This is a genomic window from Cytobacillus firmus (assembly GCF_023612095.1).
Taxonomy (GTDB): Bacteria; Bacillota; Bacilli; order Bacillales; family Cytobacillaceae; genus Cytobacillus.
The window spans coordinates 3,755,783-3,778,836 of sequence record NZ_CP086235.1; the positions used below are offsets into that span (position 1 = coordinate 3,755,783).

At 43.7% G+C, this 23,054-nt stretch carries 16 protein-coding genes and 4 pseudogenes; 5 read left to right on the forward strand and 15 right to left on the reverse strand.

From position 1 onward, the window contains the following. Window positions 1-143: 143 nt before the first annotated feature. Window positions 144-287, forward strand: coding sequence for a hypothetical protein (locus tag LLY41_RS18995; RefSeq protein WP_175609172.1), 144 nt, complete (start codon window positions 144-146; stop codon window positions 285-287). Between the two features lie 34 nt (window positions 288-321). Here the strand turns inward: LLY41_RS18995 and LLY41_RS19000 are convergent. Beyond that, a pseudogene (locus LLY41_RS19000) lies at window positions 322-1,130 on the reverse strand (Fpg/Nei family DNA glycosylase). 172 nt (window positions 1,131-1,302) lie between these two features. On the opposite strand from LLY41_RS19000, the gene LLY41_RS19005 reads away from it, so the two are divergent. Beyond that, window positions 1,303-1,794 (forward strand): hypothetical protein, encoded by a 492-nt coding sequence (locus LLY41_RS19005; RefSeq protein WP_304586183.1) that lies wholly within the window; start codon window positions 1,303-1,305, stop codon window positions 1,792-1,794. Between the two features lie 5 nt (window positions 1,795-1,799). Here the strand turns inward: LLY41_RS19005 and LLY41_RS19010 are convergent, their stop codons facing one another. The 5 genes from LLY41_RS19010 to LLY41_RS19030 all read right to left on the reverse strand — a co-directional run bounded on the left by LLY41_RS19010 (window position 1,800) and on the right by LLY41_RS19030 (window position 7,227). After that, window positions 1,800-2,933, reverse strand: a complete 1,134-nt coding sequence (locus LLY41_RS19010; RefSeq protein WP_304586184.1) for a trans-sulfuration enzyme family protein — start codon at window positions 2,931-2,933, stop codon at window positions 1,800-1,802. A gap of 124 nt (window positions 2,934-3,057) precedes the next feature. After that, a complete protein-coding gene (locus LLY41_RS19015) occupies window positions 3,058-4,251 on the reverse strand; it encodes a Ger(x)C family spore germination protein (RefSeq protein WP_304586185.1) in 1,194 nt (397 codons plus the stop codon). Then, on the reverse strand, window positions 4,248-5,837 hold the full coding sequence (locus LLY41_RS19020) for a spore germination protein (RefSeq protein ID WP_304586186.1): 1,590 nt from the start codon (window positions 5,835-5,837) through the stop codon (window positions 4,248-4,250). The genes LLY41_RS19015 and LLY41_RS19020 overlap by 4 nt, the downstream gene beginning before the upstream one ends. Then, complete coding sequence (locus LLY41_RS19025) at window positions 5,834-6,955, reverse strand: GerAB/ArcD/ProY family transporter (protein ID WP_304586187.1); 1,122 nt, start codon at window positions 6,953-6,955, stop codon at window positions 5,834-5,836. The genes LLY41_RS19020 and LLY41_RS19025 overlap by 4 nt, the downstream gene beginning before the upstream one ends. Before the next feature lie 41 nt (window positions 6,956-6,996). Then, window positions 6,997-7,227: a hypothetical protein gene (locus LLY41_RS19030; protein ID WP_095244335.1), complete on the reverse strand. Its 231-nt coding sequence runs from the start codon at window positions 7,225-7,227 to the stop codon at window positions 6,997-6,999. 207 nt (window positions 7,228-7,434) lie between these two features. On the opposite strand from LLY41_RS19030, the gene LLY41_RS19035 reads away from it, so the two are divergent. Continuing rightward, window positions 7,435-8,961: an FAD-dependent oxidoreductase gene (locus tag LLY41_RS19035; protein ID WP_304586189.1), complete on the forward strand. Its 1,527-nt coding sequence runs from the start codon at window positions 7,435-7,437 to the stop codon at window positions 8,959-8,961. A gap of 187 nt (window positions 8,962-9,148) precedes the next feature. Here LLY41_RS19035 and LLY41_RS19040 read toward each other — a convergent pair whose 3' ends face one another. The 6 genes and pseudogenes from LLY41_RS19040 to LLY41_RS19065 form a co-directional block, all read right to left on the reverse strand. Continuing rightward, window positions 9,149-9,283 carry a hypothetical protein gene (locus LLY41_RS19040; RefSeq protein ID WP_019382593.1) on the reverse strand — a complete coding sequence of 45 codons (135 nt, stop codon included), beginning with the start codon at window positions 9,281-9,283 and terminating at the stop codon, window positions 9,149-9,151. A 59-nt stretch (window positions 9,284-9,342) separates the two neighbouring features. Next, window positions 9,343-10,824 carry an amidase family protein gene (locus LLY41_RS19045; RefSeq protein ID WP_304588064.1) on the reverse strand — a complete coding sequence of 494 codons (1,482 nt, stop codon included), beginning with the start codon at window positions 10,822-10,824 and terminating at the stop codon, window positions 9,343-9,345. A gap of 123 nt (window positions 10,825-10,947) precedes the next feature. Next, on the reverse strand, window positions 10,948-12,072 hold the full coding sequence (locus LLY41_RS19050) for a DEAD/DEAH box helicase (RefSeq protein WP_304586190.1): 1,125 nt from the start codon (window positions 12,070-12,072) through the stop codon (window positions 10,948-10,950). A 159-nt stretch (window positions 12,073-12,231) separates the two neighbouring features. After that, window positions 12,232-13,551: a globin-coupled sensor protein gene (locus tag LLY41_RS19055; RefSeq protein ID WP_304586191.1), complete on the reverse strand. Its 1,320-nt coding sequence runs from the start codon at window positions 13,549-13,551 to the stop codon at window positions 12,232-12,234. 161 nt (window positions 13,552-13,712) lie between these two features. Then, entirely contained in the window at window positions 13,713-14,951 is a 1,239-nt protein-coding gene (locus tag LLY41_RS19060) for an ATP-binding protein (protein WP_304586192.1), read from the reverse strand. Window positions 14,952-15,095: 144 nt separating this feature from the next. After that, window positions 15,096-16,228, reverse strand: a pseudogene (locus LLY41_RS19065) (zinc-dependent alcohol dehydrogenase). Between the two features lie 226 nt (window positions 16,229-16,454). Here LLY41_RS19065 and LLY41_RS19070 point away from each other — a divergent pair. Beyond that, window positions 16,455-17,711 carry a S8 family peptidase gene (locus LLY41_RS19070; RefSeq protein ID WP_304586193.1) on the forward strand — a complete coding sequence of 419 codons (1,257 nt, stop codon included), beginning with the start codon at window positions 16,455-16,457 and terminating at the stop codon, window positions 17,709-17,711. Between the two features lie 110 nt (window positions 17,712-17,821). Here the strand turns inward: LLY41_RS19070 and LLY41_RS19075 are convergent, their stop codons facing one another. Further along, on the reverse strand, window positions 17,822-19,279 hold the full coding sequence (locus tag LLY41_RS19075) for an alanine/glycine:cation symporter family protein (RefSeq protein ID WP_286137304.1): 1,458 nt from the start codon (window positions 19,277-19,279) through the stop codon (window positions 17,822-17,824). 265 nt (window positions 19,280-19,544) lie between these two features. Here LLY41_RS19075 and LLY41_RS19080 point away from each other — a divergent pair. After that, window positions 19,545-20,755, forward strand: a pseudogene (locus tag LLY41_RS19080) (MFS transporter). A 36-nt stretch (window positions 20,756-20,791) separates the two neighbouring features. Here LLY41_RS19080 and LLY41_RS19085 read toward each other — a convergent pair. Both LLY41_RS19085 and LLY41_RS19090 read right to left on the reverse strand, forming a co-directional pair. Then, a pseudogene (locus tag LLY41_RS19085) lies at window positions 20,792-22,122 on the reverse strand (CoA-disulfide reductase). 101 nt (window positions 22,123-22,223) lie between these two features. Beyond that, window positions 22,224-23,012: a class II aldolase/adducin family protein gene (locus tag LLY41_RS19090; protein WP_095244323.1), complete on the reverse strand. Its 789-nt coding sequence runs from the start codon at window positions 23,010-23,012 to the stop codon at window positions 22,224-22,226. Window positions 23,013-23,054: the final 42 nt, after the last annotated feature.

Here is a 23,054-nt window from a genome sequence, read left to right on the forward strand (position 1 = left end):
CCTCTTTATGCCATCTTTCAATACTTCGATATGCAGCAGCCTGTTCCCTCCCTTTTTCATAATCGAAAGGGAAAGATTGCAGTTTTCAGGCATATACCTTTTAGTAAGGACACTTTGCGCTAGGAGAAAAGGGAGGTTAAAGGATGGCTTTAATGTGGGCTATTACAATCGGTTTTATTGTTTCATTGGGGCTGGTCGGATTTATGCTTGTCCATTTTCTAAAGGGTGCAATGGATTCCCGCGATTCCACGACTGTTGACAGGATTCAGAGTGATTCGAAAGAGTAGTGAAAAGAGGCTGCCGGAATTGGCAGCCTCTTTTCTAGCTTTGACAATTTGCACAATAGAACGTTTTTCGTGAAGATATTTCTTCTTTCACTATAGGGCTGCTGCAGCGGAGGCATGGTTCTCCTTCTCTGTCATAGACCCTGCACTGCTCATTATACCCCCGGTTTTGGCATCTCCTTTAAATAAGACCTCTTCCATATACCCCCCAAACTGAATGGCACGGGTTAATACGCCCTTCATGGACTGATACATGATTTTTATTTCATCCTCATCCAATTCATCCGCTTTTTTCATTGGCAGCAGTCCAGCCTCAAAACAGATTTCATCGCTGTAGCAGTTGCCGATTCCGGAGAGAAACTTCTGATTGACAAATGTCGTTTTCAGCATTCCTCTTCTGCTTCCGATCAGTTCCCGGAAGGCCGGAAATCCCAATGTGTGATCCAGAGGCTCCGGTCCCAGATGGGAAAGCTCCTTATCCATCTCTGCATCTGTCAGCAAATGCAGATAGCCAAGTCTTAGTCCAATAAAATAAAGCTTTTTATCACCAAAAGAAATAATAACCTGTTTGGTTCGGTCAGGATTGTCCGCTTCGCTGCCGATATACATCCAGCCCCCAAGCATAAGGTGCAGCAGCAGATTTTTACCGGAGCTCAGCTTGAAAATCAGGTGCTTGGCCCTTCTTTGGATTTCCGTTATTTGCACATTAATCAGCTGACTTTTGAATTGGGCAGGCTGCACATTTATTGATTTTTCGCGGTTCACCTCTACATCAGTAATGACGTTACGGACCAGTTTCTCCGTTAACAGCCTTCTGTAGGTTTCCATTTCCGGAAGCTCAGGCATGGTGTCAGCTCCTTCCTAAGATACTGTTAGCTTAGTATTTAATGGAAGGATTCACTTCATTCCTGAAAACTGTACAATCAATTTTTTTCGTTTGTTCAACGTTTCGTAACAATAGTTTCCAATATTTTGATGTTAGAAATGGTACGATGATGATAAAGGGAGGTTTTTCCATATGCAAAAGAACCGTTCCAGCAATCAGGCTTTAATGTTTTTTATCGTTTATATTGCGTTATTAGGCAGTTTAATTTTTGCGGCTGTATTATTCAAACCCGCTTTTCAACAGGAGCAGCCTTCAGAAATTTCTTCTGCTTTCTCCAAAGAACTCCAGGTTCAAAAGCACAATCAGGAAAAGAAGGCAGCTGAGAACGAAGGAAAATGGCAGCCATCCAATACGTTTATGATCACAGCCATTTCCATCGCCTCTTGTCTTGATATCATTGTTGTGCTTCTCTGGGCCCGTCATGAAAATAAAAAGAAACAGCAGGGGCATTTCTCCAATCCAAATAGGTTGAACAATAAGAAGTGGTTCTGGTACTTGGTTTCAATGGGCATTGTTTTGCCCAAAGATGGCAAGTTGACATTCAGCCTGAAAAACTTCATCTTAACTGTTATCTTTATGGTTTTATTGAAGTTTTGGCTGTTTGACCAGCTCGAGAGCGTCTAAGATCTTCACAGACTCCGATTAACAGCCTCATTCAGCTGTGAAATGATATCACCCGCATGTTCAATGCCCATGGATATCCTTACCACCTGCTTAGTAATGCCAAGTTCTTTGCATACTTCAGGAGGCAGTGCACGGTGAGATGTTGTCAGAGGATGGGATACGGACGTTTCAACGCCTGCAAGTGTCGGCACAATTTTTATCCATCCAAGCTCTTTGAAAAATTTATTCACATCTGCACTCTCACACAATTCAATCGTGACGATGGCGCCGAACCCTTCTTCACCATGGTGGAAAGGATAATAGACTTTGTTTACTTCCTGGTTTTGCTCTAATGCCCTTGCCACCCTTCTGGCATTGGCAGACTGCTGCTTCATTCTGAGAGCCAGCGTTTTCGCTCCCCTGCAGGTCAGCCAGGCTTCAAACGGACTCAGATTTGCCCCGAGGTTTACAATTTTGCCGCGTGCTTTTCCAACCAGCTCTTCATCTCCAGCGAGGACACCTGCAGTGATATCACTGTGTCCGCCTATGTATTTGGTTGCACTGTGGACGACTAGATCAATGCCCTTCAAGTAGGGCTGGCAGTGATATGGAGTGGCAAATGTATTATCAATCAGGGTAACGAGATGATGCTTCTTCGCCAGGCGGACGACTCCTTCTAGGTTTTCAACTCTCAATAAAGGATTTGTGATGCTTTCTGAGTATAAAAGTTTTGTATTCTCCTTAATGGCCCCCTCCACCTGATAAGGATCAGAGAATGGCACAAAGGTTACTTCTATACCGAGCTGTGTCAGCTCTTCCTTGATTAAATGGAAGCTGCCTCCGTACAGGTCATCGGCAGCCACAATATGGTCGCCGCTTTTGACCACAGCAAGCACTCCCGAGAGGATGGCAGATAAACCGGAGGAGGCAGCTGTCCCGGCCGGCGCTCCTTCAAGACCGGCAATTAATTCACCAAGCTCATCTGTATTCGGATTTCCGACCCGGGAATAAAGATAGTTGCCGTTACCCTGATAAAACCCCTCCAGCTCATCAAGATCGCTGAAAGCGAAAGCCGAGGTTTGATAGATGGGTGTGACTTTACTTTTAATATTGCGATTGCTGTTATTTTTTCTATGCAGGACAGACGTTTCGAAATTCATTTGACCTTTCCCCTTTAAAAGAAATAAGTCCAGAGAAATGCCCAGACCTTTTTAATAATAATTAGCTGAATTTATAAAAAATTATATCAATACAGCTTTTATGCGTCAATGAATGAAAGGATTTCTATTTTACTTCCTTCAGAAAGCTTTTAGTCCTGATGCCCGTTCGACGAATGTTTAATGTTGTGTCTACATGTATATCAGCATCAGCAAATTTTTCATCCCAGTTCTTCTCGACTTTTTTGAAATTCTGATAATCCTGTCTCAGCACAACTTCACCAAAACCAAAAATATCAGTACCAAATTCCTGCTGGACCTTTTTGATCGTTTCTGCCACCTTTTCATTAACCTGTTTCTCTGCAATTTGCCCGTTTTCTTCGTATGTTTTTGCTTTATCAAACTGATCGTTGCAATGAGTCCCATCAATATAAGCCTCTGCTCTAATTTTTATATGAATATCAGCTTTTCCATTCTCGAGTTTCCCTTTAATCTTTGTCCTTGTATCGTATACTCTCATCCCCATATAACGGCTTTCGCTGCATTTTACAGTAATCGAGGTTTTATCAATTTTATCCTGAATCCATAAGTAATTCCTTGAATCCTCCAATGTCAGGAACCCTTCCAGCTTATCACCTTTGAAAATAGCCAGCGAGTCCAGGACGACAAGCGCGTCCGGGGTGACCTTCATCATATTTTCCGCACTGGCTCCAGCCTCCGGGTCACCCTTTATCCTGACCGCGGCCATTACAGGCTGACGGCCACGAGCGGTCCATGCCGTAATGACATCATTCATTCTCACTCCCGGGTCTCCGCCCCAATCCTTCATCATCGTGTCCAGCTGAGTATGCAGCTTTAAAGATGTAGATTTCTGGAATTGATACGTCACTTTTAGAACATCAGAACCTTTAGCATCTCTTGCAATCAATATATTAAAATCATCACGGATTTCCCGGTTTCTTTCCAGAAAATCAATGAAATCAATAATCCCCTCTTTTGCAAGCTCCTCTCCTATAATCAGTGTGCGCATGTGAGAATAAATCAGGTGCCTGGACATCCCTTCATTCATTCTATAAGTCAGCTCTGCCAGAGAATTTCCCTCCGCAGAGTAAACGATGGATGGAGCAAAGCCGCTGGCGGTGCGGTTATTCAATTCAGTTGCATTAATCCCTTCCACAGTCAGAATATACTTATCGTTTTCTCCCTTATCCACAGCCATTCCTGTGACAACGGTTATTTCACCCAGTTCTCGCTGATCCCAGCATCCGGACAGCAGTACTGCCGCTAATAAAATGGCGGACATCACACCAGAATTTTTCAATTGGGCTGCTCTCCTTTCATTGGAGGAGGAGAAGGCGACCCTGTCTTTGGAAACTTTTCAGGATTCTGCGTCTTTAAATAAGCCGGCCTCTTCCTCATGCTCCAGATCGGGAATCGGAAAAATACATCCTTCTGCTGCTCGATGATAAACGGGGCCACCGGCGAAAGATATGGAATGCCAAAAGATCTGAGAGAGCTCAAATGGGCCACAATAAAAACAAGTACAATCAGGACGCCATACAAGCCCAATATCGCCGACACAATAATCAGTAGAAACCTTAACAGCCTTGCTGCTACTGCAAAACTATAAGTGGGCGATACAAAATTGGCGATGGCTGTAATGGCGACAATGATGACCATAATATTCGATATAATCCCTGCCTCTGCCGCAGCCTGTCCGATTACGAGAGCCCCTACGATTGAAACAGTCTGCCCGACAGCCCTTGGCATCCGGACACCGGCTTCCCTCAGGATCTCAAAGGTTACTTCCATCAATATCACTTCAATCACTGCCGGAAACGGCACTCCTTCCCGCTGGGCAATAATCCCGAGAAGAAGGGGCGTGGGCAGAAGCTCATGATGAAAGGTTAAAATCCCGACATATAAGGAAGGTGTAATCAAAGCAATCATAAAGGATAAATAGCGGATTATTCTTAAGAAGCTTCCCATCATGAAGTTTTGATAATAATCTTCTGCAATGGAAAAGAAATCGACCAGTACAGCCGGAACCACCAGCACAAAAGGTGTGCCATCAACAAGAATGGCAATTTTCCCTTCAAGTAAATTGGATGCCACTGCATCAGGCCTTTCACTGTTCAGAGCCAGCGGAAAAGGTGTCGCAGATTTATCTGCAATCAGCTCTTCAATATTTCCGGATTCAAAGATAGCATTCACCTTTATCCCTCTAAGCCTTTTGCGCACCTCTCCAACGATCTTTTCATTTGCCGTGCCTTCCATATACCCGATGTATACAGTAGTGTTCGTCTCAGAACCAATGATGAATTTTTCAAAACGGAGGTTTCTGTTTTTTATTCTTCTTCTCAGCAGGCTTACATTTGTTGTAATCGACTCCACGAATCCATCCTTAGGCCCCCGGATGACCGTCTGAGTGCTTGGCTCTGTTATGGACCGGTCTTCGCCGATAGCCATGGAAAGAGAAAGTGCCTTTTCCATATCTTTAAATAAAATGATGATGTTACCATAAAGCAGAGAGGTGATAATCTCATCGAATGACCCGACCAGCTGATAGCCGGCTCCTCCGAGTTTCGCCTTGCATAAAGACTTTAAATCATCCTCTGTTGTTAATTTAAAACCATCCTCTTTCCCGCTGATGGATTGAAGAATCGTTTCCTTTAGCAATTTAGTATCAATCATAGTTGTAAGATAGATAAGCAGCGCATCTTTGCCTTCTGTTTTCAGCTCATCCATGCTTAAATCAACCGTGCTTCCGAACTCTGCGTTTATTTTTTCTTTCAGCTGTTCAAGATTCATGCTTTCAAGATTCGGACCCGGGTCTGCGGTTTCCTCAATTTGTACAGGATATTCGTTTTTTTTGCGCATTTTTAAAAGTGATTTAAGAATACTCAAAACTTCATCCCCTTCGTGCCGGGTTTAGACTTTTTCTTCCGCCTCTTCCATAAAACGGCGATTAATAGAAGTGAAGGCAGTCCGAACTGCAACGGCAAATGCAGGAAATATGGGACCATCTCAAGTCCCTCCTGCCAATGGTCACCAAAATTTACTGATATCAATACAGAATAAGCTGAAACAATCATGGCAGCAGGCAAGGAAAAATACCTGTACGGAAGTCTGAATGTGTATTCCAGGCCCTTCAATCCTGCAAACATAAACACCGACCCCTTTACCAAAATCCCCAGCATCATGATAAAAACAACGAGTGCATCAATTCTTTCGATGAAATTACCGATGGAGACCTCGCGGGCTGAACTGAGCATGGGAAAATTGGAACGCAGCAAAGCATCAGCTCCAAGTGTCACGATCATCAAAAACATGGCAAATAATAAAAGCGCACCCGCAATTGCTACTCCGAGCAAGGACACACGCAGGCAATATTTAAAATTGGTTACTACAGGAAGGATGAGTGTAAATGCAATAAGCTCGCCAAAAGGAAACACGATCAAAGTTGGAAAAAGCGCCTTCAAAACAGGCTTAAGCCCATCTCCGAGCACAGGCTTTATTTCATTTAAATTGGCATTCCCGCTTGCGAATAAAAGGATGGTCAAAAGGAATAAAAATCCGAATAAATAAGGAGTAAAAATTTCTGAAGTTCTGCCAAGGACTTCAAGGCCAAGATATAAAATATAAGCCATGACAAGACAGATGGTCAGCGAAATGATCTCAATTGGCGTTGACGGCAGAATAGCCGAAGCAATCAATTCGCCAAAATCCCGGACCACCCGGCTGGCAAGGTACAGAAAATAAACTACATAAATATTAGAAAAAATAATGGCAATTGGTCTTTTAAAACCAATTTCCATGAGCTCATACAAATTTTTCCCGGGCACCCTGCTGATTAGGAAATAGTAGAATAGCATGATCCCAAACCCAAACATAATGGAGGCTGCAATGGCAATCCAGGCATCTTTCTTGGCATCCCCGCCTACTCCGACAACAATGGCGCTTCCTAAAAGGAAATTGATCAACAATGTCAGCAGCTGGCTGAGAGATATATTCTCTTTTAACATTCCATCACCAATCCCCTGTATGTTCAATTAAGCAAGCGTTTCTATGATGGCCGCTTCTTTTTCTTCGCTTTCAAAAGACGGAAATCAGCCACTGTACTTGAGGCCAATCCAATCAAAACAGTAAAAATAATAATCATTCTTCCTGTGGCAATCTCTGAAAACAGCAGATTCCTCAAAGCTTGGAAAAACGTATAATCAAATATTCTCATATCAAATATAGTGCTCAATATTGCCAAGAGCAGAAAAATGGTCAGATAGCTGAATGTAATCATGACTGTACCCCATTAACATTGGATATTGTATATCTTTTCTCGGTCTGCACATTTTATCCAGAATTAAAGAAAAAACTGCTCAGGTTCCGATATACCAATCCACCTGATTAATTAACAATTATTTGGGTATGGTTAGAGAAGGAGAAATTGTATAGTAACAGGGTTTACAGGAAAAATTATGAATGAATATAACGTAGGAGGACAAATATGACGACATCCAACCACAATACACCCCAATATCCTGAGCCATATTGGAGGGAAGAGGAACTTCCTGCCTTTGATAAGCTCAGAGAAGATGCTCAAACGGACATTGCGATTGTCGGCGGAGGCATTACCGGGATAACGGCAGGGTACCTTCTTGCCAAGGAAGGCTTTAAAGTGGCGATTCTTGAAGCCGGCAATATCCTGAACGGCACCACTGGACATACAACCGCCAAAGTGACGGCACAGCATGGCTTAATATATGATGAATTGATCAGCAACTTTGGTGTGGAAAAAGCTAAACTCTATTATCAGGCTTCAGCAGATGCACTGAATTTCGTCCGGAACACAGCATCGGAAAAACAAATTGAATGCGACTTCAGTAATGAAGAAGCTATCATCTATGCTGTATCGGAAGAGTACGCACAAAAAGTCGATAAAGAGCGGCAAGCCTATGAAAAACTGGGAATCCCACACGGAATGAAGGAGAGCATTCCGTTTAACATCAACACGACTGCCGTTCTCTCCATGCTTGACCAGGCCCAGTTCCATCCGGTTAAATACTTGAAAAAGCTGCTTAAAGACTTTGTGGATTTGGGAGGAATTGTGTATGAAAATACCACAGCAGCAGATATTGAAGAAGGCAGTCTTCCTGATGTCGTAACCAGAGACGGCCATCGCCTGAAATGCAAATATGTCATTGCTGCCTCCCACTTCCCTTTTGCGGATATGAAAGGGTTTTATTTTTCCAGATTATCTCCGGAAAGATCTTATGTACTTGGCGTAAAAATCAAAGAGGACTTTCCTGGAGGCCTGTATTACAGTGCCGATTCACCGACCCGCTCGATGAGGTACACACCTTATAACGGAGACAAGCTTATTTTAGTGAGCGGCGACAGCCACAAGACGGGCCATGGGCCGGATACGATGAAGCACTACGATGCCCTCGAAGTGTTTGCGGAAGAGGTGCTTGGCATTACCGATTATCCTTATCGATGGTCTGCCCAGGATTTATACACACTTGATAAGGTCCCGTATATTGGCCCGATTACATCCAAGCAGAAGAATATCTTTGTCGCAACAGGCTACCGGAAATGGGGTATGACAAACGGGACAGCAGCAGCCATGCTGATAAAGGATCAGATTATGGAAAGGGACAACCCTTATGCAGAGCTGTTTACGCCATCGAGATTCCAGGCTGACCCAAGCATCAAAAAATTTATCGCGGCCAATACGGATGTTGCCGGACAGCTGATCAAAGGCAAGCTTGAATTCGTGCCAAAAGAAACAGGAGATCTGTCAAATGATGAAGGCGGCGTCGTGATGATCAAAGGCAAGCGGACAGGGGCATACAGGGATCCTGAAGGCAGCCTTCATCTTGTGGATACAACCTGCACCCACATGGGGTGTGAATGCGAATGGAATCATGGCGACCGAACATGGGACTGCCCATGCCACGGCTCCCGCTTTTCCTATGATGGAACCGTTGTGGAAGGTCCGGCTGCCAAACCGCTGAAGAAGGTTGAAGAATAAGATATAAATAATTGAAATGAAATGTAAAAAAGACAGTCTTCTAATGGGAAAACTGTCTTTTTTTATGCATTTTCCGGGGATTTACTTGCCAGTGATGGAGATGGTACGAATTTATGCAGATAGCTCTTTTTATTTTCGGATAGCGGCAGCAAAAAAATCCCCCTTTAAAAAGGAGGATTCAGCTCAATCAGTCCTGCACGTTGTTTTCTTTCTTTTCTTTGCTTCCGGTTGTGAATTCTACAAGCTCTTCGCTTGTGCGCTGCGGTCTGTGTTTATTGTTATTGCGCTGTGCATTGCCATTTCCACGTTTGGTTCTGCCCATATTCTCATCTGCTCCTTTTTTTGTTTTATCAGGAGTAGTATGAGTCAATTATGGAGCAGTTATTCTGATGCCAGCACTCCAAGCTCAGGTCCTTTTCGATGTCTGGTAGCCTGTTCAAAGGCATAAGCAAGTTTGATCAGGAGCGGTTCACTGTAAGCAAGTCCTGTAAATGTGATGCCCACCGGCTCTCCTTCCGGGGTATACCCTGCCGGTACTGTGATGGATGGATATCCCGCATTTGCAGGGATGCCTGCTCCATAATTATTCGGGAACACGATGGCATCCAGATTATGCTCCTGCATCACGCAGTCAATGCCCTGTTCTCCTGAAAAATAAATATCCTTCTCTAAAGCTGATAAATACGCTGATTCAATCAAATTTCCGCTTGTTTCCTCCGCTTCAATCAGAATGGATTGACCGTATTTCAAGCACTTTTCGCTGTTTTTTTCATTAAATTCAATGACATCGGACAGGGTGCGAATATGCAGGTGCGGTTCGACAGTCCGCAGATAGGCATTCACATCCGCTTTAAATTCATAAGTCAGGACATCGTAACTCCACTCCATTTTAGTGGAAGGAATCACTACTTCATCGACAACCTCTGCACCCAGTTCATTTAACCGGGCTACAGCTTTATTCATAACGGCGAGCTTTTCAGAACTTAAGTAGTCAAAATAAGTATCTCTGGCAATGCCGATTCGTGCTCCCTGAAGTCCATTTTTATCAAGGAAGATGGTAAAATCCTTCTCCTGAAGATCCTGATTTGTCAGGGTAACCGGATCATTTTCGTCAGAGACTGCCAGCACGTTTAATAATAAAGCGGCATCCTTTACCGTTCTCGCCATTGGCCCGGCAGTATCCTGGCTATGGGCAATCGGAATAATCCCGGTTCGGCTGACAAGTCCGACGGTCGGCTTTATTCCGACGAGAGAATTCTGGCTGGCAGGACTTAATATGGAGCCTGATGTCTCCGTTCCAATGGCTGCAGCTGCAAAATTAGCGGCAATGGCGGCACCGGATCCTGCGCTCGAACCTCCCACATCAAATTTCCCCGGCCCATAAGGGTTTAAGGTCTGTCCGCCGCGCGAACTGTACCCGCTCGGCATCCCTTCTGTCATAAAATTGGCCCATTCTGTCATATTCGTTTTTCCGATAATGACAGCTCCCGCTTTTCTCAATTGAGAAGCCACAAATGAATCATTTTGTGCATAGTGACCCTTCAAAGCAAGTGACCCGGCAGTTGTCTGCATTTTGTCTCCTGTATCGATATTATCCTTTAACAATATGGGTATTCCATGAAGAGGGCTTCGCGGCCCCTTCTTTTCTCTTTCCGCATCAAGAGCAGCTGCAATATGCAGTGCATCCGGATTGAGTTCTAAAACAGAATGAAGGTTTTTATCCAGCTGTCCAATTCGGTTCATATACATCAATACAAGTTCTTTGGAGGTAATTTCCCCATTCTGCATTTTTTCCTGCAGTTCATCTATCGTGGCTTCAGGCAAATAACCATCATGAAAACTCTTTAGCCTCGGATTCTCCATCATTGATTTCCCCTTATTCTTTAGTGAAATAAAGCTCCACTTACTAATTCGCTTAGAAAAGGAGAAATTCCTTTTTATAAAAATGCCAGGCACCAATTGATATGGATACCTGGCTGTTGATCTTTATACGATTTGGCCGCCGCGCATGATTTTCTTTTCAGCAGTGAGTCCCAGTTCTTTTGCCATTTGTTTAAGTTCGCTCTCTTCTCTTTCAGTGACGAGAGAAATAACGGTTCCGCCTGCGCCGAATCTTCCTGTTCTTCCCGAGCGGTGGACATATTGATTCATATCCTTCGGGAAGTCGAAATGTACGACATGGGTAACTCCTTTGATGTCCAGCCCTCTTGCCGCAACATCTGTGGCAATCAGCATATTCGTTTTGCCCGTGCGGAAGTTCTTGATGGCTTTCTGCCTGTCAAATTTGCTCAGGTCGCTGTGCAGAGTGCTTGAAGAGATATTTTTAAAATCAAGCTTTTCTGCCATAACGGTTAGGTTGCCGATATCCTTGACAAATACCAGTGCCTTTATGTCTTCAAGCCTTGAGATCTTTTCGAGCATTTTGATTTTATCCCGCGCTTCTGCCACAAAATAAATATGGTCCACACCTGCAGCCTGAATGGTTTCATCCTTCTCAACACGAATGACTTCAGCATCAGCTGTCAGTTCTTTTGCAAGCTGCTCAACAACCGGCGGCAGTGTCGCTGAAAACAGCAGGACCTGGCGTTCTTTAAGTGTAGATTTAACAATGTTTTGAACCGTCTGAGTGTGTTCCTTAACGAGAAGCTGATCGCCTTCATCAAGGACAACGGTTTTGACTTCATGCATTTTCAGCTTTTTCTGTTTAATCAGCTCCAGCACCCGTCCGGGCGTTCCTAAAGCAATATGCGGATGCTTCTTTAATTTTTCAAGCTGCCTTTTCACATTGGCTCCGCCGATAAAAGAAGCTGCTTTAATTCCGCTTCCTTCTGCCCACTTTTGAATTTCCCCCAAAATTTGCATGATTAGCTCCTGGGAAGAGGCCAAAATAACAGCCTGGACGGCCTGTTTATCCGGATCAACTTTTTCAAGGACCGGCAGAAGGTAAGCAAGTGTTTTGCCTGTTCCAGTCGGGGACTCGGCAATAATATCTTTGCCTTCCAAGGCAGGAGGAACCGCCTCTGCCTGAATGGTCGTCGGCTGTACAAATGCAGACTTTTTCCATGCTTCCTGGATAAACGGCTTCATATCTTGAATGATAGATTGTGTCATAAGTAACTCCTTTTAAACTTTTCTTCACAATTATTTTCTAGCCTATAGTATAGCCGATTATGAAAGAAAAGAGTACCGGCATATACAGCTGGTACTCTTACTCTCAATATTTAAAGCTAAAGCATCAACCGGTGGCTCCGCATCTGGCTTAATAGGCAGTTATGAAAAATTCCTATTTCCGTCCTCAGCCTTTTCCTTCAGTTCATTAGCAAGAAGGGACAGGCTTTCGGTTGTATGATTAATTTCCTGAATGGACTGAACAATGCTGTCGAGGTCTGTTTTGTTGCGGCCGAACATGTCCAGATACTGTTCCATTTCCATTTTCACAGTAACAAGCCCGCCTTTTACCTGCTGAATCTGAGCTTGTGATTCTTTTGTTGAAAGATTCATGGAGTTCATCGTATCAACCAGCACGCTGATTTGATTGTCGCTTTTTTCGATTTGTTCCTTGATATGGCTGCTCATCTTCTTAGAGTTTTCTGCCAGTTTTCTCACTTCGGTTGCCACTACGGCAAATCCCCGGCCTTCATCACCCGCCCGGGCCGCCTCAATTGATGCATTCAGTGCCAGCAGATTCGTCTGATCGGCAATATCTTCAATCCCTTTTGTCATCGTGATAATTTGCTCAGAGATTCCTTTTAAAGCTTCAATTCCGCTTATAGACTGCTCCACATCCTGAAGGACTTTATTGAAAGCATGAACCATCTCATCCATTTGTGTTTGGTTGAGGTTAGTCAGGTTCAGCAAATTTTTGCTGCTTTTTTGCGTTGTTTCGGTTTCACTGCGGATTTGATCAGCTTTCAAGCTTGTCTCATTGATCGAAGCTTCCGTTTGCTGTACCGAGGCTGCTACTTCCTGGCTGATAGAATTTAATTCTTTCTGCAGATGAGCATTTGAAGCATTTAATTCATTGAGTTCATTCATTCTGGCCTGCAGATAATTTTCGACAACCAGCTGGGAATCAAGATTGATGATATGTGTAAGAGCCAGCAGTGCGTTCGTCAGCTTCTCAGGATCCTGGTGCAGTTCCGCTACGATCTTAGGCACCAATAATGTATTAATGGCAGAATAGGTGGCCAGAAACCACTCAACTGGAAGACCAGCCCCGTTATGGGTATTGCCAATCCTCGTTCTCATCGCAAAGTATTCATCATCCAGATTGCCGCTTAATAAGCTCTGGAAATATTGGACGTATACGCCATAGAGCCTATCCCTGCTTGTATTTTTTTCAGCAATTCTCTTTAATGGCGACTGTTTATAAAGATGATCCAGAACTTTCTGGAGCAATTCATCCAGCAGGGGTGAAATCACCGGGTTCAGATCCTGAAGTGTTTCAAGATGCTTTTTTGAAAAGCCCATATACCACAATCGTTCATTAATACGCTGATCTTTTACTTTAACTGTTTCCTCTGATTCTGGAAAGTTCATTTCCGGCTGAAAAAATGAAGATGGATTCTTCACTTTTAACTGAAATAGCATAATAGTGTCCCTCCGGCTCTTTAGCCAATTTGTACATGTTTTGTATATATTATGTATAATTAATAGGTAAATAGCAACTATTAACTCTTTATTTATATCGGGTCAATAGTCCTTAATATAAATAGAGGATGCACATTATATGTACATCCCCTGAAATTCTATTATTTTGCCTGCTGCTCTATAGGTAACATAAGGTTCACGATGGTCCCTTTTCCCACTTCACTCTCAAATAGGATCTCCGCCTTGTGTTCATCCATAATCTGCTTGGTAACCATCAGTCCTAAACCGGTTCCATCCGGCTTCGTTGTATAAAATGGATCCACGACCCGTTCCATACTTTCTGCATCTATCCCGCAGCCTTCATCTTTAATGCTGATCAAAACCTGGTCACCCTCCGCCAGTTGGGCCGAAATCAGGATTGTGCCGCCTTCTGCCATAGATTCCATCGCATTTTTGATCAGATTAATAAAAGCCTGCTTCAGCATATGTTCGTCACAATGAACTTTAGGAAGGGATTTAAGATTCTCTGTTTCAAAACGGATATTCTGATTGGCTGCCTGTTCTTTAATGATTGCGAGGACGTATTGAATCACTGCATTCAGTTCAACCCTTTTAAACATAGGCAGCCTTGGTTTGCTCAGAATCATAAGGTCATCTGCAATCAGATTAATGCGGTCGATTTCTTCAATCATCATTTTATATCGATCCCTGTCTTCAGGGTATTTTTCCATCTGCAGCTGAGTAAACCCTCTTAATGCTGCTAAAGGATTTCTCACCTCATGGCCCACTGCTGAAGCCATCTGTCCAACAGCAGCCAGCTTTTCCGTCTGGCGGAGTTCCTGGAAAACATGTGTCAGCGAGTGAATATATGAATAGAATCGGTTCAGCAGAACATAGGAAACACTCGAAAAAATGACCATAAGCACGATTGGCACCATTACCTTCTGGCTGCTCAACAGTAAACCAGCCAAAAGATACTTCCCAATCATGCCTCCGGATACGATCCAAAAATAGCGCTTATTCACAAAAATTGGCGCAAATATAATAAATAATAGTTCTACTGCGCTTCCGCTCTGGAATTCCTTCGACTCACCAAGATAGATCAGCATGCTGTTACTAAAATCTATCAGAAAAAAACCTGCAAAAAATAAGTATTTTACCTGAAATGGGCGTTTTGTCCTGATTAGATAAACCGCTAAGGGCAAGATCAAGATAATAGCCAGGTAATACACCCAACCAAGCCCGCCATATGGCAGTCCGATAGTGCCGCCTGTATTGAGGGGAAGCAGATAATAATAAAATAAATCATAAAGTGCTAATATAATATAAAACAGCCAGATAAAAAGGGTGACTGCTTTTGTTTCTTCTTTTATCAGAGTATCTTGATTAAAGCCTTTCATTTTTACATGCTCCTTGGTTAATTCTAGTAATAATAGCCTTAAGGACTATTATATACGTTTGTGTCGAAACATGTAATATTATGTTATATTCTTAAACTTCAAAAAACCGACCAAGGTATTTCCTGGCCGGTTTGTGTATAATAGCTAAGGTTTTAAGATGACTTTGATGCAGTCATCTTCATGGTCATTAAAAATCTTATATGCACGATCTGCTTCTTGGAGGGGAATCTGATGAGTAATGATCGACTTTGGATCAAATTCCTTGTTCGTGATTTTTTCGAACAGCTCTGGCATGTAGTGCACAACAGGTGCTTGTCCCATTTTGATGGTAACATTTCTCGAGAAGAATTCCTCCAGCGGGAACATATTATATGTCAGCCCGTACACACCTGTCAGCTGGACGGTCCCAAATTTACGGACGGCTTTTGTCGCCATTTGAATCGGGCCAAGCGTTCCCCCTGCAGCTTCAGCTTCTGTTCGATTTTTTCCACTGCGGATTTCTTTCCATCCATACCCACACAATCGATGACCACATCAGCTCCACCCTGGGTGATTTCTTTCAGATAAGCTCCCATGTCATCATATCTCGTAAAGTCATAGACCTCCACATCATTAGTGAGTTTGGCGTGGTTCAGACGGTAATCAAGATGATCGACCGCTATTACCCGCTTAGCACCTTTCATCCAGGCAAATTTCTGGGTCATTAACCCGATGGGGCCGCAGCCAAGGACGACGACTGTATCTCCCGCTTTTACACCTGAATGCTCCACACTCCAATAAGCTGTCGGCAGCACATCCGATAAAAAGAGCAGTGACTCATCCTCCAGCTCGCATGATTCCGGTATGACAAAGGGCATGAAATTGCCAAATGGCACCTTCAAAAACTCTGCCTGGCCGCCCGGATGATTTCCATATTTCTCGGTATAGCCAAAATAGCCGCCCGAATCGTTATGGGGGTTGGAATTATCACATTGGCTTTCCATTTCATGCTGGCAGTAGAAGCAATGCCCGCATGACACATTAAATGGAATAACCACCCTGTCGCCTTTTTTTACCCGTGTCACATCAGGGCCTGTCTCCTCAACAATTCCCATCGGTTCATGCCCGATAATATACCCGGGCCGCAATGGCATGTTTCCCTGATATAAATGAAGGTCCGATCCGCAAATGGCTGTTGACGTGATCCGGACAATCACATCATCCCTTTTTTCAATTCTGGGATCTTCCACATTTTTTACTTGAATATCTTTTGCTCCCTGGTAAGTTACAGCTCTCATGCTTCACACTCCTTAAATGACTTAGTAGGCTATACCCTCCGCACAGTTTTATTAACACCATTTATATCCATTTTATGAATTGAAAAATTTTCCTAAAAAGTTAAATCTCTAATAATATTAAAGAAATAGTACGAAAGACCAGTTTAATTATTCTGAATTTTGTAAATATAATAGAGTCACAGCTTTTCCGGCTGTGATCAGTACATATTTTGAGAGGAGATTTTGAATGAAGAAAAAAAGAATGATTGGGTCAGCAGTATTAAGTATGGCAATGGGGCTTTCGGTGTTTGCATCAGGGGCATTTGGCCAGCAGGTTGAGAGCAATGAAACCTACCGGGTCGTTATTCAGGGACCAAGTGCGGAAAAGGCTAAGGCGAAATCGAACTACGGAGTACGGTGGGATTTTGGACAGAAAGGTTTTACTACAACGGTCAATGCTAAACAGTATCAGGCACTTTTAAAAAATAAAAACTTAAAGATTGATAGAGTTGATGAAGTTAAGAATACACCTGTCACCGCTGCAAAACCTGGATCGGGGGCAGCATCTGCTCCAACTGACGGTACACCCTGGGGAATTGAAGCCATTTATAATGACAGTTCCATCAAAAGCACTTCAGGCGGAAATGGGGTAAAAGTGGCCGTGCTGGACACAGGTGTAAATACAGCACATGCTGACCTTGCCGGACAAGCCGAGCAGTGTAAAGACTTCACACAAAGAAAGTCGCCTTTAATTGACGGAAGCTGTGGAGACAAAAACGGACACGGCACACATGTTGCTGGTACTGTACTGGCTACTGGCGGAGCTAATGGACAGGGTGTTTATGGCGTAGCCCCAGACGCAGATCTCTGGGCATATAAAGTGTTAAATGACAGAGGATCAGGGTATTCTGATGACATCGCAGGAGCTATTCAGCATGCGGCCGATGAAGCAGCCCGCACAGGATCTAAGGTGGTTATTTCCATGTCATTAGGTTCCAGTTCCAAAAATTCATTGATTACAGATGCAGTTAATTACGCCTACAGCAAAGGTGTGCTGGTAGTTGCTGCAGCCGGAAATGATGGTCCCGGAGACAACACGATCGGCTATCCTGGTGCATTGGTGAATGCTGTTGCAGTGGCGGCACTTGAAAATGTCCAGCAAAATGGTTCATACCGTGTTGCAGATTTCTCATCACGAGGCAATCCTGCAACTGATGGCGACTTCGTGATTCAGGAACGTGATGTCGAGCTGTCTGCACCAGGCAGAGCGATTGAATCCACATGGTATGATGGCAGCTACAGCACCATCAGTGGCACATCCATGGCTACTCCTCATGTTTCCGGATTGGCTGCTAAGATCTGGGCCCAGAATCCATCCATGACCCATGCACAGCTTCGCACCGAGCTTCAGAACCGGGCTAAGCAAAATGATATTCTTGGCGGAACAGGAGCTGCCGCTGGTGACGATTATGCGTCAGGCTTTGGCTTCCCTCGTGTAAAGTAAGAGATTAATAGAAAGGCTTGGACATTTACGGTCCAAGCTTTTTTCGTTTATTTTTTATTTTACTGCAAAAAAAAATGCCCGGCATCAGCCGGACATCTTTAATCTTTCTATTAAGATACTTTTTCTTCCTGAACTTTGTAGCCTTCTTCCCAATACTCGGCGTTTTTGATGCCCAGTTTAGTAGAGTTAAACACTGGATCAAGTCCCTGCTTTTTCTGTGCTTCATAGTCTTTAAGCGCAAGCAGTGCAGGTTTGGCAAGAATCAGAATGGCAATGAGATTTAGCCATACCATTAGACCAAGACCCGCATCCCCAAGTGCCCATGCAAGGCCCGCTGTTTTGACTGCTCCATAGAAAGTTGATGCCAGCAAAACAACCTTCAATATATGAGTAGCAAATTTAAGGTTTTTCCCTTTTATTAAATAAGTAACATTCGTTTCTGCCATATAGTAATAAGCCATAATCGTTGTAAAAGCAAAGAAGAACAGGGATACAGCAACAAATCCTGCACCGAATCCAGGCAATACGGATTCAACAGCGGCCTGTGTATATCCTGGGCCTGCTTCTACACCAGGCAGATGCTCAACAACGAATGTCTTGCCATCTGTGCCAACAGTATTGAACATACCAGTGAACAAGATCATGAAAGCTGTTGCGGAACACACGAATAGCGTGTCAATGTAAACTGAGAAAGCCTGAACCAGTCCCTGCTTGGCCGGATGGGAAACCTCAGCAGCAGCAGCAGCATGGGCTCCAGTACCCTGACCGGCTTCATTAGAGTAAATTCCACGCTTTACTCCCCATGCAATTGCACTTCCGACAAGCCCTCCAAACATGGAGTCTGCAGCAAAAGCACTTCGGAAAATCAATGAGAATACGGCAGGCAGTTCACCAATATTCATCCCGATAATAACTAATGATACTAGAATATAACCAATTGCCATAAAAGGAACAACGTATTGGGCTACTGTAGCAATACGCTTAACACCGCCAAAAATAATTAAAGCTAAAAGTGCGATAATAATTGCGCCTGTAACGCTTTTATTGATTCCAAATGCGTTTTCCATTCCCAAAGCAATAGAGTTGGATTGAATGCCAGGCATTAATATCGCCATTGCAAGCAAAGCAGAAATGGCAAAAAGAACGGCAAACCATTTAATCCCTATACCTTTTTCAATATAAAATGCCGGACCCCCGCGATACAGCCCGTCTTTCTTTTCTTTGTAAATCTGGGCAAGCGTTGACTCGATAAATGCCGTAGCCGCTCCGATAAAAGCCATAGCCCACATCCAGAATACAGCTCCAGGTCCTCCCATAGCGATTGCAGTTGCAGTACCTGCGATGTTACCAGTTCCTACACGGCCTGAAAGAGCAATAGATAAGGCCTGAAATGAAGATACGCCCGATTCGGAACTTTTCCCCTGGAACATTAGCATAATCATGTCTTTAATATGTCTGACCTGCAAGAATCGCGTGAGGATTGTAAATAGTAATCCTATTGCAAGACAGATGTAGATAACAGGTGTACTCCATAATATGCCATTTAACTGATTAACCAAAGCTTCCAAACAACTTCCCCCTTTTGAATATATATTCTGAATCTTTTTCCTATTAGGAATTATAGAATAAATGCTGTTATAAGACAATGTTTTTTTTACGGACTGTGGTAATAATGTCATAGAAATTTTTGGATTCCCTGTGCAAAGCCGTTTTTATTATGGATAAGAGGATATATAAAAACTAGAATGAAGCATACCCCTTCCTATTTTTTGTCATTTTCGTTATTATATATTTAGGGAAACGAAATGTTGACCGGAAAGAAGTGTTTCAAATATGGTAAAACAGACGAAAAGAAATTTAATGATTATGTGGTTTGCCAATTTCTTTGTGGCAGGCAGTATGACAATGGTGCTTCCCTTTATTTCATTATATATAGAAAGCTTCGGCGATCATTCTCCAACCTATGTGCAGCATTGGTCAGGGTGGACGTTTGCCATTACATTTGTAACCGCATTTCTTTTTTCTCCTGTGTGGGGAAGAATAGGTGATCTTTTTGGGCGAAGGAAAATATTGATTCTATCGGGAATCGGCATGGGGATATCCATCTTCCTGATGGGATATGTGACTAACGTCTGGCAACTGTTTTTTCTAAGGCTGTTTATGGGGATTTTTACTGGCTTCATCGGTATGTCCCAGGCATTCATTTCTACGCAGACACCGAAGGAAATTGCCGGCAGGGTGATGGGGACACTGCAGACCGGAAGCATTACAGGTTCTTTGATGGGTCCTCTTCTTGGCGGAGTCCTCGCAGATTTATTCGGTTTTGCAGATACCTTTAAGTGGACCTCCATCGCCATCTTAGTTTCCGCTTTTCTTGTCTTTTTCACAAAAGAACACAAAATCCAAACACAAAAGGGCGAGAAAACGCGGTATTCAAGCAAGGCGGTCATTCAGCATATTCTCAGCCATCCTGTCCTGCTGACAGTTATGCTGATATCAACTCTTGTTCAAATTGCACATTTCAGCATCCAGCCTATCCTATCCCTATATGTCAGTGAATTGCACGGACCGGAAAATCTGGCATTTTTTGCTGGAATTGCTTTTTCAGCTGCAGGGCTTGGCAATCTTCTGATGGCAAGGCAATGGGGAAAATCGCGGATCAGCATGGCTATATTAAAACGCTGGTTGTTCTCCTCTTCCTCGCAGGCGTGTTTTATCTGCCGGGGGGATTTGTCTCAAACATGTGGCAGCTGGTTCTTGTCCGCTTTGCACTTGGTGTCACCATCGGGGGCATCATCCCTGTCCGAATCGCTTATATCCGCCAGGAAGCGCCGGTTGCTATGCAGGGTGAAGTGCTTGGGTACAACACAAGTCTTCGCTTTTTCGGGAATATCATAGGACCCGTTATTGGCGGTATGATCTCTGGCTACCTTGGCTTTTCGGCCGTATTTGTCGTCACAAGCTTCCTCCTCATCCTGAGCGGACTGATTCTGCTCGGAGCGATGAACCGCCATCCGAAGCTTGCGAAGGATTCTTCTTATTAAATAAAAATGAAGCCGGCATCTCTGCTGGCTTCATTTTTATTTCGCTGCATTGCTTGCAATATGGACAGCATCCCAGACACCCGCAAACGGCGGTGCATAACAAAGATCCACCATGCCAAGCTCTTCTGCTGCCATATTGTTGTGGATGGCAACGGCAAATACATCGATTCGAAGGACCACTCCTTTATTTCCGATGGCGTGGGCTCCGAGTATTCGGTTTGTTTCTTTCTCACAGATCAGCTTGATCCAGATAGGAGTCTGATTCGGGTAGTAAGATGGATGGTCTGCAGCTTTTACGAATTCCGTTGTATAGCCTATTCGAAGCTTTTTGGCATCCTCCTCGGAAAGTCCCGTTCTTCCAAGCTCCATATCAAAAATTTTAATCGCGGCACTTCCCAAAGTTCCCACATATTTTTCATGACTGCCGGCTATATTGGCCCCAGCCAGACGGCCGCATTTATTCGCGTTTGTTCCCAGCGGTATATAATCATTTTCTTCAAGCACCTTGTGATAAACCTGAGAGCAGTCCCCCGCCGCATAAACCCCTTCAATATTCGTCCGCATTTCACGGTCGATGATGATGGCACCATTTTCCGCCGTCTCTATTCCCGATCCTTCCAGAAACTTCGTAGCAGGCTTTACACCTACAGCAACAAGCACTAAATCTGCTTTATAAGTGCCTTTATCCGTTTTGACACTCTCCACTTTTCCATTGCCGCTGAAGCTCTCCACCTTTTCTCCCAGGTTCAGATCTACGCCGTTATCTCGGATTTCTTTTTCAGCAATATCGGTTATTTCCTTATCAAAAGGAGCTAAGATTCTCTCACCCATTTCAATAACTCGCACATTTTTGCCAAGGGTTTTCATCGCTTCGACCACTTCGATGCCAATATAGCCTCCGCCGACAATGACAACATCTTTCACTTCCGGTTTGCGTGATATTTCTTTTAATATCAACCCATCTTCGAGTGTCTTCAGCACATGAATGTTCTCGAGATCGGCTCCAGGAAATGGGGCATGATCGGAAACGTGCCTGTTCCAATCATCAGCTTGTCGTATGTATCTGTAAAGGTTTTTCCTGATGCAAGGTCTTTAACCGTTACTTCCCTTTTGTTTGTATCCACTTTTAAAACTTCATGCTGCAGATGTGTTTTAATGTTCCTCTCAGCAAATTGCTCCTGTGTTCTTGCGATCATTTTACGGTAATCATCATTTTCGCCGGAAATGTAATACGGAAGACCGCAGGCTCCGTAAGATAAGAATTCACCCTTTTCATAGACGGTAATTTCCGCTTTTTCGTCCATTCTCCTTAATTTCGATGCGGCTGACATACTTGCAGCCACCCCGCCAATGACCAGCAATTTCATCGGAATCTCTCCTCACGTTTCAAAAAAGTATTCAAGATAGGTTTCGTTAAAAGGTTGAAATTATACAGAATTTCTATACCCTTATAGCTATCCCTTTTTGGCTATTTTAAAACGTTTTTCAGAACTTCTTCTGTTACTTTCCGAACGATATTTCCAATCATTTCTTCTGTCATGCCAGGAGCTGTCCGGATTTCCTTATCACGTTTCGGAACGGGTATTCCGCCTGTATGAATGCCCATTTTTTCACGGATTGAGATCAGCTCGGCAATTTGTTCTGTACTTAGTTCGTTTGACTTTTGAATGATGTGATCAGAATACATCAGCATGAGTGCATAGTGTTCCAATGACTCCATCCGGAAATAGGCCTCTGTTATGTCCCTTCCCCAGGTTAGGGCTCCATGGTTCGCTAGAAGTACAGCATTGTAATCCCTGCAATATGGGGCAATCGAGTCTGGAACTTCCTGTGTACCCGGTGTGGCATACGGGGCTACTGGCACTTTGCCAAGCAGGACTACTGCTTCAGGTGAAACGGGTTTTTCAAGGCTAATTCCGGCTATGGCAAACGAAGTGGCCACAGGCGGATGGGCATGGACAACCGCCTGTGCTTCAGGATTTTCCTGATACACTCTAAGGTGCATCTTTACTTCTGAAGAGGGCTTCAGCTTCCCTTCCAGAATATTGCCTAAAAGATCCATCTTAACCATCATATCCGGTGTCATAAACCCTTTGCTCACTCCGGTTGGTGTTGTCCAGAGTTCACGGTCATTCACTTTAATGGAAATGTTTCCGTCGTTTGCAGCAACGAAGTTTTTATTGTATATTCTTCTGCCGATTTCGCAGATGAGTTCCTTTGCTTCCTGGTCATTATGATATGTATTATTACCAGCCACGGCTGTCAGCTCCCTTCCTATTCACATCCACTCTATTGTATA